At 42.7% G+C, this 16,558-nt stretch carries 13 protein-coding genes; 7 read left to right on the top strand and 6 right to left on the bottom strand.

All coding sequences use genetic code 11. The annotated features are described in order from the left end of the window. Window positions 1-171: 171 nt before the first annotated feature. From H6G32_RS11995 to H6G32_RS11985, 3 genes are all read right to left on the bottom strand, one after another. Window positions 172-1,758 carry a glucose-6-phosphate isomerase gene (locus H6G32_RS11995; protein ID WP_190458429.1) on the bottom strand — a complete coding sequence of 529 codons (1,587 nt, stop codon included), beginning with the start codon at window positions 1,756-1,758 and terminating at the stop codon, window positions 172-174. A 104-nt stretch (window positions 1,759-1,862) separates the two neighbouring features. Further along, entirely contained in the window at window positions 1,863-2,120 is a 258-nt protein-coding gene (locus H6G32_RS11990) for a cytotoxic translational repressor of toxin-antitoxin stability system (RefSeq protein ID WP_190458427.1), read from the bottom strand. A 59-nt stretch (window positions 2,121-2,179) separates the two neighbouring features. Then, complete coding sequence (locus tag H6G32_RS11985; protein ID WP_190458426.1) at window positions 2,180-2,377, bottom strand: hypothetical protein; 198 nt, start codon at window positions 2,375-2,377, stop codon at window positions 2,180-2,182. Window positions 2,378-2,586: 209 nt separating this feature from the next. Here H6G32_RS11985 and H6G32_RS11980 point away from each other — a divergent pair, with 209 nt between their 5' ends. Then, window positions 2,587-3,717 carry a branched-chain amino acid ABC transporter permease gene (locus tag H6G32_RS11980; RefSeq protein WP_190458422.1) on the top strand — a complete coding sequence of 377 codons (1,131 nt, stop codon included), beginning with the start codon at window positions 2,587-2,589 and terminating at the stop codon, window positions 3,715-3,717. Further along, window positions 3,707-4,480 (top strand): ABC transporter ATP-binding protein, encoded by a 774-nt coding sequence (locus H6G32_RS11975; RefSeq protein ID WP_190458420.1) that lies wholly within the window; start codon window positions 3,707-3,709, stop codon window positions 4,478-4,480. The genes H6G32_RS11980 and H6G32_RS11975 overlap by 11 nt, the downstream gene beginning before the upstream one ends. A gap of 593 nt (window positions 4,481-5,073) precedes the next feature. Here H6G32_RS11975 and H6G32_RS11970 read toward each other — a convergent pair. Both H6G32_RS11970 and glpX read right to left on the bottom strand, forming a co-directional pair. Further along, on the bottom strand, window positions 5,074-6,360 hold the full coding sequence (locus H6G32_RS11970) for a glutamyl-tRNA reductase (protein ID WP_190458418.1): 1,287 nt from the start codon (window positions 6,358-6,360) through the stop codon (window positions 5,074-5,076). 153 nt (window positions 6,361-6,513) lie between these two features. After that, window positions 6,514-7,551 (bottom strand): class II fructose-bisphosphatase, encoded by a 1,038-nt coding sequence (gene glpX / locus H6G32_RS11965; RefSeq protein ID WP_190458417.1) that lies wholly within the window; start codon window positions 7,549-7,551, stop codon window positions 6,514-6,516. Between the two features lie 1,223 nt (window positions 7,552-8,774). On the opposite strand from glpX, the gene H6G32_RS11960 reads away from it, so the two are divergent. The 5 genes from H6G32_RS11960 (at window position 8,775) to H6G32_RS11940 (ending at window position 14,288) form a co-directional block, all read left to right on the top strand. Then, window positions 8,775-10,697, top strand: coding sequence for a glyoxal oxidase (locus tag H6G32_RS11960; protein ID WP_242046567.1), 1,923 nt, complete (start codon window positions 8,775-8,777; stop codon window positions 10,695-10,697). 84 nt (window positions 10,698-10,781) lie between these two features. Then, a complete protein-coding gene (locus H6G32_RS11955; protein ID WP_190458413.1) occupies window positions 10,782-12,257 on the top strand; it encodes a Dyp-type peroxidase in 1,476 nt (491 codons plus the stop codon). A 269-nt stretch (window positions 12,258-12,526) separates the two neighbouring features. After that, window positions 12,527-12,838 carry a glutaredoxin 3 gene (gene grxC / locus H6G32_RS11950; protein WP_190458411.1) on the top strand — a complete coding sequence of 104 codons (312 nt, stop codon included), beginning with the start codon at window positions 12,527-12,529 and terminating at the stop codon, window positions 12,836-12,838. Window positions 12,839-12,919: 81 nt separating this feature from the next. Next, on the top strand, window positions 12,920-13,405 hold the full coding sequence (tadA, locus tag H6G32_RS11945; RefSeq protein ID WP_190458408.1) for a tRNA adenosine(34) deaminase TadA: 486 nt from the start codon (window positions 12,920-12,922) through the stop codon (window positions 13,403-13,405). A 112-nt stretch (window positions 13,406-13,517) separates the two neighbouring features. Beyond that, on the top strand, window positions 13,518-14,288 hold the full coding sequence (locus H6G32_RS11940) for a lysophospholipid acyltransferase family protein (protein ID WP_190458407.1): 771 nt from the start codon (window positions 13,518-13,520) through the stop codon (window positions 14,286-14,288). A 19-nt stretch (window positions 14,289-14,307) separates the two neighbouring features. Here the strand turns inward: H6G32_RS11940 and H6G32_RS11935 are convergent, their stop codons facing one another. Next, window positions 14,308-16,431: a S8 family serine peptidase gene (locus tag H6G32_RS11935; RefSeq protein WP_190458405.1), complete on the bottom strand. Its 2,124-nt coding sequence runs from the start codon at window positions 16,429-16,431 to the stop codon at window positions 14,308-14,310. Window positions 16,432-16,558 lie beyond the last annotated feature (127 nt).

Raw genomic sequence — 16,558 nt, 5'->3', positions numbered from 1 at the left:
TCTTTATTTGACGGTGATTATCAGGAACTCTTAGACAATCTAAAATCTCAAATGGTATGAGTTGTTGGGTTTCGTCCCTCAATTTAACCTATAAAACAAGATCCCCGACTTTTTAAACAAGTCGGGGATCTGAAGCCTTTCGATTTTCACAAATCAAATAGGATTGGTTTATTAGCTAATAGAAACTATCAAACTGCTAGGTTGGGCTAAATCACCTTTTAGCACCACACCGCGCTGATTGGAGTGCAGATGTCGCAGAATTTTGTAAATTGCTTCAACTTCGTCGGGTGAGCCAGATTTTTCGGCAACTTCAGCCAGAGAAAGGGCTGATTTTTCCTTTTGCAGCACATCCACAACGCGTTTTTGCAAATCGAGAATTACAGCGGCAGCTTTTTTACCAGCTTCTACCCCTGGTTGATGGTAAGCGTTGACGTTGATTAAACTAGCGTATAGACCAACAGCCCGTTCATACAAGGCAATTAACGCGCCCACAGTCCGGGAATTGACTTGAGGAATGGTGACTGTAATTGAATCGCGGTGATTTTCATACAGTGCTTGGCGGGTACCTAAGAGGAAACCGGAAAGATAATCACCTGCTGTTACACCCGGATCGATTTCTGGGGATGGGCCTTGACGATCTTCTAAAACTTCAATTAAGGTGGCGAAGAAATTCGGCACACCTTCCCGCAGTTGCTGAACGTAGGCGTGTTGATCTGTTGAGCCTTTGTTGCCATAAACGGCGATGCCTTGATAGACTGTGTTGCCGTCTAAGTCCTTTTGTTTGCCTAAGGATTCCATTACCAGCTGTTGCAAATAACGGCTGAATAACAATAAGCTGTCCTTATAAGGTAGGACAACCATGTCTTTTTCGCCCCGGCCATTGCCAGAATAATACCAAGCCAAGGCTAATAAAGCGGCTGGGTTATTTTTCACATCTGGAATGCGGGTGGCGTCATCCATTTCTTTGGCACCTTCTAGCATGGCGCGAATATCAACGCCTTGCAATGCTGCTGGTACTAGCCCCACAGAGGACATTTCCGAGGTGCGTCCTCCCACCCAGTCATACATGAAGAACCTGGCTAGCCAGCCTTCAGATTTGGCGATTTTATCCAGGTTGCTATCTGGGCCGGTAATAGCAACTGCATATTGGGCAAAGTCTAAATTTTGTCCAGAGTATGCTTTTTTGACTTCAATCATGCCGTTGCGGGGTTCTGGAGTCCCCCCAGATTTGGAAATTACCAATACCAAAGTGCTGGAGAGGCTATTTCGCAGGTGGGTGAGAATCCGATCGATACCGGCAGGATCGGTATTGTCGATAAAGTGAATTTTCAGGGGTGGGAAGTCAGGAGAGAGGGCTTCAGCGACGAATTGGGGGCCGAGGGCGGAACCACCAATACCTATGGAGATGACATCGGTGAAGCGGCTAGCTCTGGGTGGATGAATAGCACCTGTTTGGACTTTTTCGGCAAAGGCTTCGATTTGCTCTATGGTTTGGACAATTTCTTGTGTTAGTTCGGGAGTGGGGGCTAAGTCCGGATTCCGCAACCAGTAGTGTCCTACCATGCGGTTTTCATCTGGATTGGCGATCGCACCTTTCTCCAGTTCCGCCATATCCGCAAATGCCTTGTCAAACTTCGGCCGCAATGATTCCACGAAGGCATCATCAAACCGCATTCGACTGATGTCTAGGTACAGTCCCAATCCTTCGTGAAAATATAACCAGTCTTGGTATCGTTGCCAAAGTGCCCTAGCATCCATAGGGAAATCTCAAGTAAAGTGTTTGTCAAAAACCAGTTTAATGTAAGGCTCTGGCGATCCCTGCTTTGTCTTATACAGTTTTAAGTCTTGGAAAAATCCTCACCCTAGACATCTGGCATAGGGATGACACGCAAAAACTTGACGATTTCACCCCTAATTTCTATGCCTATAAGATAATTATCGATGGTAAAGCGATAAAAAATCCCCTCATTATCCAATTGTCGCAATTCTGGGAGGTAATGAGGTTGCCACTTTTCAGCTAAATCAATAAACACAAAACTATACACCCGCTCGTAGGCAGCAGGCTCTAAACCCCTCAGGTCTATTAAAAAAGACCTGGCATAGCGGACTTCCAGATTCACTCTTGCCTACCTTAACCAATACTTAAGTGCTACTGGCCCTAAATCGACAGTGACCTGATTCATAAAAACATTAACAGTCGTAGCGCCTCTTCATGGGTTAAGATGTCCCACGGCTGTTGCGATCGCCTGACTTGTTCTATCGCTTTCAGCATATAAACATCAAAATACAAACCTTGAACAACCCCCCAAACGCTTTGTAGATCCTCATCAGCCAACTGCTCGATTAAGTGATGCATTCTAATCCGCAGCAAATTCATATAATTGATTACCCCCAACTCGACAACAATAGTTTTCCCAAAAAATTAGCTCTGGATCATGGGATTACCGCATTATCCCCAAGCTACACTACAAATTTATTCCCCTGTTGGGTGTTTAATCAGACAAGAAAAACTATTTCCGTAGTTTCCCTGTCTCTGCCATTCCCTGAATCTTAATAGTTTAAGTAATTATACGTTCTAACTTAAGTATGGTTGATTATCTGGTTTTTCTGGCAATTTCTACGGCAATTTTTGCTCTGTTCGGACTGGGACTCAATCTCCAGTGGGGCTTTACAGGGTTAATTAATTTTGGTCACATTGCTTTCATGACCTTGGGAGCATATACCACCGTCTTGTTAAGTTTCAAGGGAGTCCCTCTTTTGCTGTCAGCTATAATTGGGGCAGTCGTTGCCGCTATCTTGGGCTTGGTAATTGGTTTTGCGACTCTGCGCTTACGAGAAGATTATCTGTCAATTGTCACTGTTGGTGTGGGGGAACTGATTCGGTTGGTGATTAACAATCAGGAATTACCCGTAGGTGATACCTGGATATCTGGGGCTTTTGGCATCCAAAGTTATACTATCCCCCTATCCACAACCCCTAATTTGTTTTTCAGACTGGTGATGATTGGGCTGTTATCGCTGCTAATGTTAATCACCTTATATTCCCTATTCAGGTGGGTTCGCTCTAGCCAATTATCCCAGATTCAAGATGCGGCTAAGAAAGTTAGCAAGGCAGAATTCACCTCGCGCTTGATCGTGGGGTTGATTTTCGGAGTTCTAGTAACGGCGATTTATGTTTCTGGAGTGATCGCCCTGTATAACTACAACCCCAAAGCAGGTTTGATGCTGTTGGTGCTGTTGGTATTAGCCTTTGTTTTTTGGCGTTTGGAAATTTTAGTGCGATCGCCTTGGGGTAGAGTCCTCAAAGCTATCCGTGAAGATGAAGAAATACCCAAGGCTATGGGTAAAAACGTTTTTTGGTACAAAGTGCAATCCCTCATGCTTGGGGGTGCGATCGCAGGCATCGCTGGTGCTTTCTTTGCTTGGCAACTCAGCGCCATTTACCCAGATAATTTTCAACCGCAACTTACCTTTGACGCTTGGATTATGGTGATTTTAGGCGGTTCTGGCAATAATATCGGGACTCTCTTAGGCGCGGTGATTTTCTTTGCTTATGATGCCATCACGCGGGAAGTTTTACCGCAAATCATTCCCCTAGATGAAGCCCGTCTCGGTGCATTTCGCATTATGGTCATCGGTTTTATTTTAATGGTACTGATGATTTGGCGTCCTCAAGGTATCTTAGGGAAAAAGGAGGAACTCACCCTTGGTAAATAACCAACTTCCCCTATTAGCCGCCACTGGACTTTGTAAAGGCTTTGGCGGCATCAAAGCAGTCAATGACGCTAACATTGAGGTGGCTAAAGGCAGCATTACTGGGTTGATTGGCCCCAATGGTGCCGGTAAAACCACTTTATTTAACTTACTCTCTAATTTCATTCGTCCAGATAAAGGGCGAGTGATTTTTGACGGTGAACCAATTCACCAGCTGCAACCATACCAAATCGCCCAGCAGGGATTAGTCCGCACCTTTCAGGTAGCCCGGACGCTTTCGCGGTTGTCGGTGTTAGAAAATATGCTGCTGGCGGCCCAAAAACAAACAGGTGAGAATTTTTGGCAAGTGCAGTTGCAACCACACATTGTTGCGAAGGAAGAAAAGGAACTCAAAGAACGGGGGATGTTTTTGTTAGAGTCTGTGGGTTTGGAGAAAAAAGCCCAAGATTATGCCGGTAGTTTGTCTGGTGGACAACGCAAGCTGCTGGAAATGGGAAGGGCGCTGATGACTAACCCCAAGTTGATTTTGCTAGATGAACCTGCGGCGGGGGTGAATCCTAAATTAATTGACGATATATGCGATCGCATTATCAGTTGGAACCGCCGCGACGGCATGACCTTTCTGATTATTGAACACAATATGGATTTGATTATGTCATTGTGCGATCGCGTTTGGGTACTCGCCGAAGGACAAAATTTAGCTGTAGGTACTCCCGCAGAAATTCAAAAAAACACCAAAGTTCTAGAGGCATATTTAGGACAATAAACTTCATAGGACTTACGCAAAAACTCTCCCAAACTCTTATTTCTCCCTGCCCTCTGCGGTAGTCTGCGGCACGCCCTTCGGTCTACGTTTCTTCATGATGAAAGCGTAATGCTTCATTAAGTAGCGTGCGTTCCCTAACGCACGAATATTTATTTATTCATTATCAATAAATTATGTGAAACCTTACCAGGACAAAGACGTTAATAACGCACTCAAAAAAATCGCAGAGGTTCAAAAAGCTCAAGAGGAAGAAAAAGAATGAATTATCATTACACAATAATATCGGTACTCCGATTAGTGGTGGGTGGTTGACGGTGAAACTTACGAAGAAGCTTTTAAAAATGCACAGGAAGTTTTAGCTTAAATTATTGGCGTTGCTGAATTAGAATATCAAATTGGGAAATTCAACGTTTTTAAGCTTGATTCTTTGCGCCTTTGCGCCTTTGCGTGACACATATTCATATTTTTAATCAGCAACGCCAAATTATTAATTCAATACCTGTCTTTGTTAATCCCTATGACAGGTAGCAAACAAATGTGGTGTTGATGCGTTAGAAATGAAGCTAACGCACCAATGATAATAGCCGTGGATTTCAGCTAAACTGCTCTTCTGCATCTAAGTTAAACAACATTTGCAGAGTCTGCATACAACGTCTTCGCGCTTCTACATCCTGTTGCGCTCGTAATTGCACCATCGGGTCATGTAAAATTTTATTCACAATACCCCGTGTCAGCGCCTCGATAACTTCTTGGTGTTTCTCGCCAAACTCCGAACCCAAGCGCGACAAAGCCTTTTCTAGTTCTTGTTCGCGGATAGTTTCGATCTTGTTCCGTAGACAGCTGATGGTAGAAACAGTTTCTAGACTGCGCCACCAAATATCAAAAGCTGCTACTTCTTCATCTAAAATTTTCTCGGCTTCTAATGCCATTTTCCGGCGACTTTCGTAGTTTTGCGCGACTACCGCCTTCAAATCATCCACATTAAACGCCTGCACATTTGCCAGATCATTTACATCTGCATCCACATTACGCGGCACAGAAATATCAAATAACATTAGAGATTGCTTCGGTTCTAAAACCATTTCCAACTTGGCGCGGTCAAGTATCGGCTCTGTAGCTGAAGTACTAGTAAATACAATATCGCTTTCGGCAATTACAGACATCATTTCCGAGAGCAGATGGATTTGAATCGGTTGATCTGGGAACAACTTCGTCAATTCTGCTGCCCGTTCGCGAGAGCGATTGACAATGGTAATTTGCCCAGCCCCTTTAGAAATCAGGTGTTGTACCAGCAGCCGAGACATTTTACCCGCACCCAAAATTGCCACACGGTAAGCAGCTAAATTTTTGACTTTCATCTGGGCTAACTCCACAGCTGCCGAACTGATGGAGACAGCACCAGTGCCAATACTGGTTTCGGTGCGAACCCGCTTACCAGATGTCAGCGCTTGTTTAAATAATCGATTCAGAATGGTTTTTATACCGCTGTATTGCTGCCCCAGTTTATGAGTATTTTTCACCTGAGCCAGAATTTGACCTTCGCCGAGTACGAGACTATCTAACCCAGCCGCTACCCGCATGATATGCATCACGGCATCATCATGGAGTAATGTAAACAGGTGTTGTCGCAAAGGTACAACTGGTAATTTGCTGTATTCAGCCAGAAACTGAATAACTTGTCTCACACCTTGGTTGGCTTCACTGGTAACGATGTAAATTTCCAGACGGTTACAAGTGCTAAGTACTGCGACTTCGTCAATATGGGAACAGCTGAGGAGTTGGGCGATCGCACTTTCAGTCTGTGGCTCTGGAATACTCAGCTTTTCCCTGATTTCTACTGGGGCTGTTTTATGGCTTAACCCCACCACTGCAATATTCATTTCTTAAATTGGTAATGGGTAATGGGTAATGGGTAATGGGTAATGGGTAATGGGTAATGGGTAATGGGTAATGGGTAATGGGTAATGGGTTATAGCTTTTCTTCTCTTCCCCCAATTACCAATCCCCAATTACCTATTACCAATGCCTAATGACTACCGCAGTTGCAGATTCTTCGGTTCATCTAACAAATGGATTGTATCGACAAATCGTGCTGTACGAGATTGGCTAGAAATAACCAAGCTTTGAGTTCTAGCACCGCCGTGGAAGAAACGGACGCCATCCATCAAGGTTCCAGGGGTAATACCGCAAGCAGCAAATAGCACAGTGTTACCAGAGGCTAATTCTTCAGCACCATAAACCCGATCTGGGTCGGTGATGTTCATTTCCTTAAGCCGTGCCAAATTGCCTTCTCTGCTTTCGCCAATCAAGCCTGTTTGTACTACTTCTGGATCGTAGATCAATTGCCCTTGGAAGTGCCCACCCAAGCAACGTAAAGCAGCGGCTGAAATTACCCCTTCCGGTGCTGCTCCAATTCCCATCAAAGCGTGGATATTGGTACCGGCAAAAGCGCAAGAGATAGCGGCGGAAACGTCACCATCACTGATCAGTCGTACTCTCGCGCCTGCGGTGCGAATTTCCTGAATGAGTTCTTTGTGGCGGGGACGATCCATCACCACTACAACCAATTCCTCAACGGCACGGTTTAGGCACTCAGAGAGGATTTTCAGGTTTTCAGTCGCAGACTTGTTAATGTCTACATGACCTCTTGCTGGCGCTGGTGCTGCCAGTTTTTTCATGTAGAAGTCAGGCGCAGCAAATAAACCGCCTTTTTCGGAAATTGCCAAAACTGCCATTGAGCCATTTTGACCGTAAGCTACCAAGTTGGTGCCTTCGCAGGGGTCAACAGCGATGTCAATTTCAACTAGTTCATCAGGGTTACAGAAGTCCTTGGCATCTTCACGGGTACAGATACCGACTTCTTCCCCGATATAGAGCATGGGAGCTTCGTCGCGTTCGCCTTCGCCAATGACGATGCGACCGCGCATGTGGATTTTGTTCATCCGTTCCCGCATGGCTTCCACTGCTACTTCGTCAGCAGTGTTCTTTTCGCCTTTACCCATCCACTTTGAGGATGCGATCGCCGCTTGCTCAACTACTTCAATAATCTCTAAACCAAGTGTATTTTCCACAGAGTCTGCCCTCTCAACTGCTTGAATTTCCGCCGTTTTCTCTGGCCATATCAGTTTTCAAGTCTACCAAAGCGCGGATACATATAGAAAAAAGTCTTGACTAGCACCTGTGTTAAGTTTTGCTGCTAAACCACAAGTGTCGGCTTTCCGAAAATTTTATGTATTTTTGTAGTTACATACTTACAAGTATAAAATATAGCAAATATATTAACTCTAATCCAGTTCAAAAGGCAAAATTCAACAAAGGCAAGAATCTTGAGCCACCTGAATTTTTATGAATAAATTCAAAGGATTTTTTACTTTTAACTTGTTAGAACTTACCCACAGTAAAAATTTACCCTATTTTCAGGCTTTTTGAATGGGTCTCTTTATGCAACTTTCCCCGTAGCGTGCATTCCCTAACGCAGAATTTATAGGACTTTCAATCAATAAAACTGATGTTCATATTTACCATTTTTTGTCAATGCCTAAGTCCTACTTGTTATTTTCTTTGAAAACAAAACCGCAAATTTTATAAAACTTAGTAAATATATTTTAAATAATCAAAATTATTTTTACTTTTTAAACAACAATTAAAATTATGTTCAATCAAGACTTGAAAGTTTTATTTAACAAAAGAAAAACAAATTTATTTCTATTTACACGTATTGTCTATTGTTACAATGTCGTAGCTTTATAGCTTTAGCATTTTAGTTAAAAAAGTATTAAAAAATATAAAGATATCATCTTTTGTTTGACAATCTGTCGTATATCTCAGAATAGGCATTAATAAACCTTGCTATCTTACTGATTTGTTTAAGTCCAATTAAAACAATTAATATATTGGGCAAATAAATCTTAAGACACGCGTCTGGCAACCAATTAAGACCATCCCACTCTGACAACTTTTTCAGTGAAAAACCCAGTGATTTAGAAAACTCTGCCTTCACGGTATATCTGATTGTCATACCCAATCCAACATATCGATTCCTCAAACATTATGTACCTTTAATAACCCTAAATATGCGACCAGACAGCTAGCAGAATAACTTCTAATTTGCTCTGACGCTATCCACAACAGTGAGTACTTGAAAAGCATTAATACTGTTTTGCAAAAGTATTGAGGCTTTATTGTCAGTACCGCTATTATTTTGCTGTGTTTTTTTGCCAAATTACTTCAAAGTTGAGAGTCAATGAAGAAAAAAATTACATTTCTCATAATTCTACTGACCTGTTTAGGATTAATGATTAATCCAGACCTTGTCAGAGCTGATACGGTTAGTGTAAGCAAGGGGGAATGGCAAACAGTACCATTACCCACAAATAAAGCAGATTGGATGCAAGCTGTTCATACTTCACTGTTACCTAACGGCAAAGTATTAATTGTCAATGGCAGCAGTAATCGCAACACTTTAGAGAAAACTGAAACTGGTAACAAATTTATAGATGGGGTCAAGGGAACTGATTATGCAGTAGTCAATCATTCAGCCTTATTTGACCCTAAAACCAGTACATTTGAACGAATTGCATCACCTCCTGCTGTACAAAATGGACAAAGTAATGATCCTTTTTGTTCAGCAAATGTGCATTTATCAGATGGCAACATTCTTTTTATTAGTGGCTCAAATCGCTACTACCCAGGAGAAAAGTTTGAAGGCTCAAAACAAACCAACTTATATAACTGGCAAAACAAAACCTGGACTACTGTTGGTCAGTTAAGGGAAGGACGTTGGTATCCTAGTCCTATAGCTTTAGCAGACGGAAAACTTGTCATTTTTTCGGGTTTAAAATTTGACAAACCGAATCAAATCACACCTTCAATTGAAATCTACGATCCTGTAACTAAGAAGTTTCAGTATATTGATCTGACCTACGTAGAGAATAGCCCCTTCAACACCAAATTTACCTACCAAGATAATTACATCTACAACAATCAACCAGTTTCCAGAACCATAGATGCTTACGATAGTATCGATCTCTACCCCCGTGTTTTTCCCACTGCTGATGGTAGGTTGTTGATTACAGGTGATGGTGCAGGTAAATTTCCACTGGAACTCCACGAAAGCAACAAAACCTATTTAATGTCAATTAAGCAGGATAGTCTGGGGAAATTTAGTGTAAGTTTTGAAGTTGGCCCCGACAGAAAGGCTATATCCAAAGTTTATGGAACTGGACTGCTAGATCCAAATTACGAAGGAGATGTCTTGCTAATGGGAGGTCTCATTGGTACCAATGACATTAATTATGGTCGTCCTTATTTGGGTAGCTACAATGATGGTTTAAAAGCCAAAGGAGTCAGAATTGCCCAAAGTTTAGAACGTTGGTCTTCACCAAAAATTAGCGGTGAGCCAAATGGAGAATGGAAAATATATCCTGAGTATTTTGATCAGCCTCATGCGATGAATCAGGCTGTGATTCTACCCACTAAACAAATCTTGGCAATCAATGGTGGTGAATATGGGGAATACAAGGCTATTCACGAGCCACTGTTGATGACTGCTGATAAGTTATCACCAGGTGGCTATAAAACTGAAACGATGAATCCTGGTAAATTCCCTAGGCTCTATCATAACAATGCTATCTTATTACCTGATGCTCGTGTATTAATCATTGGTGGTAATCCTAGTCGTGCAGCTAGGGAAGAAAACGGAACAGTTCATGTTGACGTTTTACCAGACACTCAGAATTACTACACAATACCCCAACTGAAAGACAAATCAGGGAACGTTGTACCATTCGATCTAGACAAGTATTACCAAGCTCCTGATACTTACTTTGTAGATGGTGATACAGAGCCATTCGTCCCAGCAGAAATTTGGCAAGCAGAGATTTTTACTCCACCTTATCTACTCACATCTGGACTGCGTCCAGAAATTGTCACAGCTTCTGAAAAGCTTCAATACGGAAAATCAAGCACAATTTCACTCAAAAATGCTACTAGCACAGGCTCTCTTGTTCTGATTAAATTGAGTTCAGGTACTCACTCTTTTGATTATGGACAACGGTTAGCAGATTTAAAGATTGAGAATATATCAGCAGATAATTCTACAATCAATTTCACCGCTCCAACAAATGCCAATCTGTATCCAACTGGCTATTATATGCTGTTTTACGTCAATGATATTGGCAAGCCTTCCCAAGCCAAGATCGTGAAACTAGAAGCATAGGCACATTCCGCTTTAAATCCACTGTTGCTGTTATTAAATACAGTAACAGTGTGACAACAAACTTAGAAATAGGAATTCAAGACAATGGCACTAACAGAAGAAGATTTGCAAGAAATACCAGCAGAAGGTATTGACACTGAGATTCCTGGTAAATATGCAGAATTGCTCAGTGATTTGCAGGGAAATATTCTCAGAGGACATGGACGAGACCATACTGTACATTTGTTTTTACAGTTCAAACCCAATCAAGTCCAGCCATTAAAAGAATGGATTAAAATTTTTGCTCAAAATGTAACATCTGCTCAGAAACAGGCAACAGATGCGGTAAGATTCCGAAAGGCAAAAATCGCAGGTGATCTATTTATCAACTTCTTTCTCTCGCGTAAGGGTTATGAATTTTTGGAATTCAAACCTTTTCAAATTCCGGGCGATCAACCTTTTCGCTTTGGCATGAAAAATGATGCTGTCAGAAACTTGTTAGGTGATCCAGTTATTGAAGAATGGGACACAGGACTACAAGGAGAAATTCATGCTTTATTGCTGATAGCAGATGATAGTTTGGAAAAACTACAACTAGCAATTGATTATATTACTGAACAACTGGAACAATTAGCTCAAGTTGTTCACAGAGAGAATGGTTTTATTCTCAGAAATGACAATGGAGATATCATCGAACACTTTGGTTTTATTGATGGTATTAGTCAACCTTTGTTTCTGAAAAGAGATATCGAAAGAGTCAGAAATATCGAAATCAAAAAAATTAGGGAGTCTAATCCTAACTTGAGTGAGGAGGCGATTCAGGAGTTGATTAAGGAATTGGATTCTAAATGGAATCCTCGTGCTCCTCTCAGTCTTCTTTTGGCTAAAGATCCTAACGGTAAGCTAGAAGATAGTTATGGCAGTTATTTAGTTTATCGCAAACTTGAACAAGATGTAAATGCCTTCCGTGATGCTCAAGCATTCCTCGCTAAGGAGTTAGGGGATATAGATCAAGAATTAGCTGGAGCATTAACCATGGGACGCTTCCGTGATGGAACCCCATTGACACTTTCAAGTACACCAGCTAAAGATGAAACAAATAATTTCGATTATAGTGATGATCAACAGGCGTTAAAATGCCCATTTCATAGTCACGTTCGTAAATCTAACCCTAGAGGAGATACAGGAAGAGTAGTTTCCTCTGGGGAAAGTTTTGAGCAAGCTTTGGAAAAAGAAAGAAATCACAGGATTGCTCGTCGTGGAATCAGTTATGGAGAATCTGACCTTAGCAAAGCAACAAGCACTGGTTCAGGATTATTGTTTTTGTGCTTTCAAGCTGACATTGAAAATCAATTTAATTTCATCCAAGCAGCTTGGTCTAATCCCAACAATTTTGTTCAAGTTAATGTGGGGACAGATCCGATTATTGGTCAAGCTGCTCCTGATGCGAGAAATCAAAAATGGCCGATAAAGTGGGGAGAACCAGAAACAAAACCAGGATTTAACTTTCAACTTTGGGTACACCTTAAGGGTGGTGAATACTTCTTTGCTCCTAGCATTAGTTCTCTCAAGAATATTTGACAAGTTGGGTTGAGTCACTGATGAACTTGTGACACAGCAATGTATTTAATTTAAGAATTCTCTTAAACCAAGTCGGAGCTGTAAATCTCCGACTTGCTTGTAACAAAAAAAATCTTGTCTTTAAGTAGCTGTGATGCTAAACTAATAGTTAAAATATTGAATAAGCAAACTTCTAATTTTTTTGCAGTTAACAAAGTTTCTGAGTAAAAAAATATTTTTTATTAGTGTTTAGTCTACGTGTTGTGTAGTTAAGAAGTTTACTAAAAAATATGCTGGACTTTCTCAATCCTCTCTTAGGTCGCCACCCAGAACGGGTTCAAGCCAATGTGGAAATCTACACTTGGCAAACTTGCCCTTATTGCATTCGTGCCAAGTTGCTGCTGTGGTGGAAAGGTGTCAAATTCACCGAATACAAAATTGATGGTGATGAAGCAGCCAGAGCAAAAATGGCTGAACGGGCCAACGGACGCCGCAGTGTTCCGCAGATTTTCGTTAATAATCAGCACATTGGCGGCTGTGATGACCTTTATCAGTTAGATACACAAGGTCAACTAGACTCCCTTCTAGCTCAAGCTGCATAAAATAGCCCACGCAGGTATGCTCTGTTTTGTAGCCCCAGGCTAGAAGTCTGAGGGTTATTTATTTGCCCAAATATTAAGAAGATGTTTACTGAATATGCAGAATATCTTATACATAGACAATGGATGCATCATGCCCTAGAATTAGCGAAAATAGCAGGTGATGCGGGGGAAGTTCCTGTGGGGGCTGTGATCATTGACTCAACCGGAAGCTTACTTGCAGAAGGTGAAAATAGAAAAGAACGGGACAAAGACCCCACAGCCCATGCAGAAGTTATCGCTCTCAGGGCTGCTGCTAAAAGCTTGCAAAGTTGGCGTCTTCATCAATGTACCCTCTATGTAACTTTAGAACCTTGCCCGATGTGTGCTGGTGCGATTGTGCAAGCACGTTTGGGTACACTTGTCTATGGGGTGGACGATACAAAAACTGGCGCAATTCGTACTGTTATCAACATACCTGCTAGCCCAGCTTCTAATCACCGCCTGCAAGTAGTTGGCGGTATTCTAGAATCAGCCTGCCGTCAGCAATTACAAGGGTGGTTTGCTACTAAGCGGCGTCAGCGAAATTAACGGACAGAGGTGAAACTGTCCAATTGGTAGGACACAAGTGACGCAAGAAAATCTACGGTGTAGATAATCAAGCTTTCCTTTTATATTTACTCGACAATCAGCAGCCACCGTCATGATGGAACTTTACTCTGCTTCTACTACCTGCCAAGCAACACCAACGGATATGCCAGCACATTCTGAGGTGGCTTCTACTACCTCCCAGGTTTCACCTTGGTTAAGTCCTCTGCTGTATCTATTGGGGCGTCACGTTGTTCTACCATTATTCTTTCGGCGAATTAAAATTACTGGGCAAGACAATATTCCCAAATGTGGGCCTGTGATTTTTGCTCCTACCCATCGGGCGCGTTGGGATTCATTGCTCTTACCCTATGCTGCTGGTCGTTGCGTGACAGGTCGAGACTTGCGTTTTATGGTGACGATTACTGAATGTACTGGGCTGCAAGGTTGGTTTGTCCAACGGATGGGGGGGTTTCCTGTAGATCCTCAGCGTCCAGCGATCGCCACTCTCCGTCATTCTGTGGAATTGCTGGTAAATAAAGAAATGTTGGTTATTTATCCAGAAGGGGGGATTTATCGCGATCGCCAAGTTCATCCGTTAAAACCGGGAATTGCTCGTTTGGCGTTGAGTGCTGAATTGACTCACCCAGGATTGGGGGTGCAAATTGTCCCCGTCGGCATCAATTACAGCCAACCTTATCCTAGTTGGGGTGCAGATGCCAGTATTCACATTGGTGAAGCCCTAAAAGTAACAGATTATCTCAATGGCTGTGTAAAACGAGATGCCAAACGCCTGACAGCAGATTTAGCAAATATGTTGCTTTCATTAAGCCATCAAGAATCTGCGATCGCTAATCACGCTTTTGCAGAAATTCCCAACTCTTAATTTTGTCCGTTGTCCTGAGTTAATAACTAATGACTAATTCCCAGCTATTTAGTCTGCCCACATCTTGGGGTGAGTAGTCGATGATCCACAACTGCCAGCGTCCTTGAGCTGACAGGGACAGTAACTGCTTGAGGGCGGGGTGCGTTTGCATTTTATAGGTTGTTTGCAAATTGGTGCCACGGCCTAAGGTGCGACTTTGCAACAACACTTGCTGATTGCTAGGGGAAATTAAATAAATTTCTAAATCACCTAAAAAATCGTGAGTGATATTAACTCTGATCTGAATATCTTGAATGATAATAGCCTCAGCAATGGTGATCCCACTCTTGATCCCCTGTTGATTATGATCCGGAATCCCTAGTTGGTTGTTATTCTCACCCCTGACTTGTCTGCTGGCACTTGACGCCACCGCCAGCACCTGCTTGGCTGCTTGCACTGCCCTGGCGGCATTTACCTTGCCATAACCAAACCATTGGCAATGACCACTAGCATCGTAAGTACCCCCACGCAGAGCCAATTGGGGGTCAGGATCAGGGTCAACAATTTTATCAGCGGTTTCTTGCAGAATGCGTTTTACTTGTTGGGCCGTCAAATCAGGATTTGCTGATAAAACTAGTGCAGCTACACCTGCAACTACGGGAGTGGCACTAGAAGTACCGCCAAAGTTACTGGTAAAATTACCTTGGTCATAGCCAGCCGCTCCCACTTGGTCAGTGGTGAATATTCCCAATCCAGAAAGGGAAGAGCCGTTGGCGACACCCACCGTATTTATCGCAGGTTGTGTGTATACAAAACCAATCTCCTGAAACCACATCCCCGGTGGGGCATTGTTACTAGGGGCGCACACTGAAACGTTAGTACCCCAATTGCTATAAGCTGCTTTCTTATTCAAACTCGTAGCAGCAGTCACAGTAATCACATCTGGATGAATAGTAAAACCACTTAACCAAGCCGTATTACCTTGTAAAATATTTTTCGGCCAATTCCGCTCATTCACACTACCGTCAATCGGGCGGTTGGCATTACCTGCCGCAAACACAATCACGCAACCTTTGCCATTGCGCCCATGAGCAGCAGCGCGGCTAATAGCAGCACGTTGGCGCATAGACAGAGGGAAATAAACAGCCGATGCTCCCCAGCTGCAAGAAATAATACTCGCTCCCTTGTTTATTGCCCAGTCGAATATTTCTTCAATTGATTCATCATCCAAAAACCCAGTAGTGCGAATCGGCATCAATGCACAACCAGATGCCACTCCAGCAATTCCCGTACCATTTTCTTCAGCCACCGCTATCCCTGCACAAGCTGTACCGTGACTGGGTTCTTTTTCATCAGGTAATGGTAAAAAATCATTTTCTTTCAAGTCTCTGGGGGCAACAACTTTTCCCAAACCCTGAAAATCTGGGTGATTCAAATCAAAAGAATCATCCACTACCGCCACAACCACAGAACGGACACCGCGAGTGATATCCCAAGCTTTTTCCGCATCAATATGGGAACCCACCGCCAACTGATTACCGCCATTGTGGTTGAGATACCATTGCTGGGTATAGAGAGGATCGCGGGGTTTATAATGTGGTTCTTGTTGGATGATGATGTTAGGTTCAACAGCTAAAACGAAGGGCAGTCCTGACAATTGGTTAGCAATTTTGAGGGGATTTTCTGTTGCTTCTTTAGTGACCAAAAACACAAAAGTATTAGGCAGTCCCAAGACTGGTTTATCTTGGACTAATCTAAAGGTGGTGGCTATAGCATTAATTTTGGCACTATCCACCCAAGAGGCAAATTGAATCGTGATTTGGTCACTCAGATAAACGAAAGAGCCAGGATTATCTTTGATTTTGTAAACATGACTGGCAAAAGCTACATTTTGGTCAGCCCGTGCTTGAGACATGGCTGCTTCTAACTGGCCGGGTTCAACAGTGAATAGTTCCAGTTGTGCTGGGGGAATAGTCCGACGCCAAACACCCCAAGTAAGCTGAGATAATTGCGATCGCCCAAGGTCAGAAACCAGCCGGATGGTGAAACGATACAAAGCTTTTTCTAAAATCAACTCTTCACCACCGCGTTGTAAAACCAATCCCTGGCTGCTTGCTGGTACACCTGTAGTGGAAAAATCTGAGGAATTGATGGGATCGCTCATAGGGATGATTTTAGTGAAGCAGGGGTTTCATTAAAGTTATTCAAAATTGGTCAACCTGATCCAAAATCTACTCGTTAAATGGGTAAACTCAGACCCGCTTTCTCGCCATAACCCAAGATATTGGGTG

This window comes from Cylindrospermum sp. FACHB-282 (genome assembly GCF_014697195.1).
Classification (GTDB): Bacteria; Cyanobacteriota; Cyanobacteriia; order Cyanobacteriales; family Nostocaceae; genus Cylindrospermum.
The sequence above is the reverse complement of the archived record's forward strand: the minus strand, read 5'-3'. Positions and strand labels throughout refer to the sequence as shown.

Coding starts and splice junctions, on each gene's coding strand:
- H6G32_RS11995 (WP_190458429.1), bottom strand. CDS start 1,758: ATGGATGCTAGGGCACTTTGGCAACGATACCAAGACTGGTTATATTTT.
- H6G32_RS11985 (WP_190458426.1), bottom strand. CDS start 2,377: ATGAATTTGCTGCGGATTAGAATGCATCACTTAATCGAGCAGTTGGCT.
- H6G32_RS11980 (WP_190458422.1), top strand. CDS start 2,587: ATGGTTGATTATCTGGTTTTTCTGGCAATTTCTACGGCAATTTTTGCT.
- H6G32_RS11970 (WP_190458418.1), bottom strand. CDS start 6,360: ATGAATATTGCAGTGGTGGGGTTAAGCCATAAAACAGCCCCAGTAGAA.
- H6G32_RS11960 (WP_242046567.1), top strand. CDS start 8,775: ATGATTAATCCAGACCTTGTCAGAGCTGATACGGTTAGTGTAAGCAAG.
- H6G32_RS11955 (WP_190458413.1), top strand. CDS start 10,782: ATGGCACTAACAGAAGAAGATTTGCAAGAAATACCAGCAGAAGGTATT.
- grxC (WP_190458411.1), top strand. CDS start 12,527: ATGCTGGACTTTCTCAATCCTCTCTTAGGTCGCCACCCAGAACGGGTT.
- tadA (WP_190458408.1), top strand. CDS start 12,920: ATGTTTACTGAATATGCAGAATATCTTATACATAGACAATGGATGCAT.
- H6G32_RS11940 (WP_190458407.1), top strand. CDS start 13,518: ATGATGGAACTTTACTCTGCTTCTACTACCTGCCAAGCAACACCAACG.
- H6G32_RS11935 (WP_190458405.1), bottom strand. CDS start 16,431: ATGAGCGATCCCATCAATTCCTCAGATTTTTCCACTACAGGTGTACCA.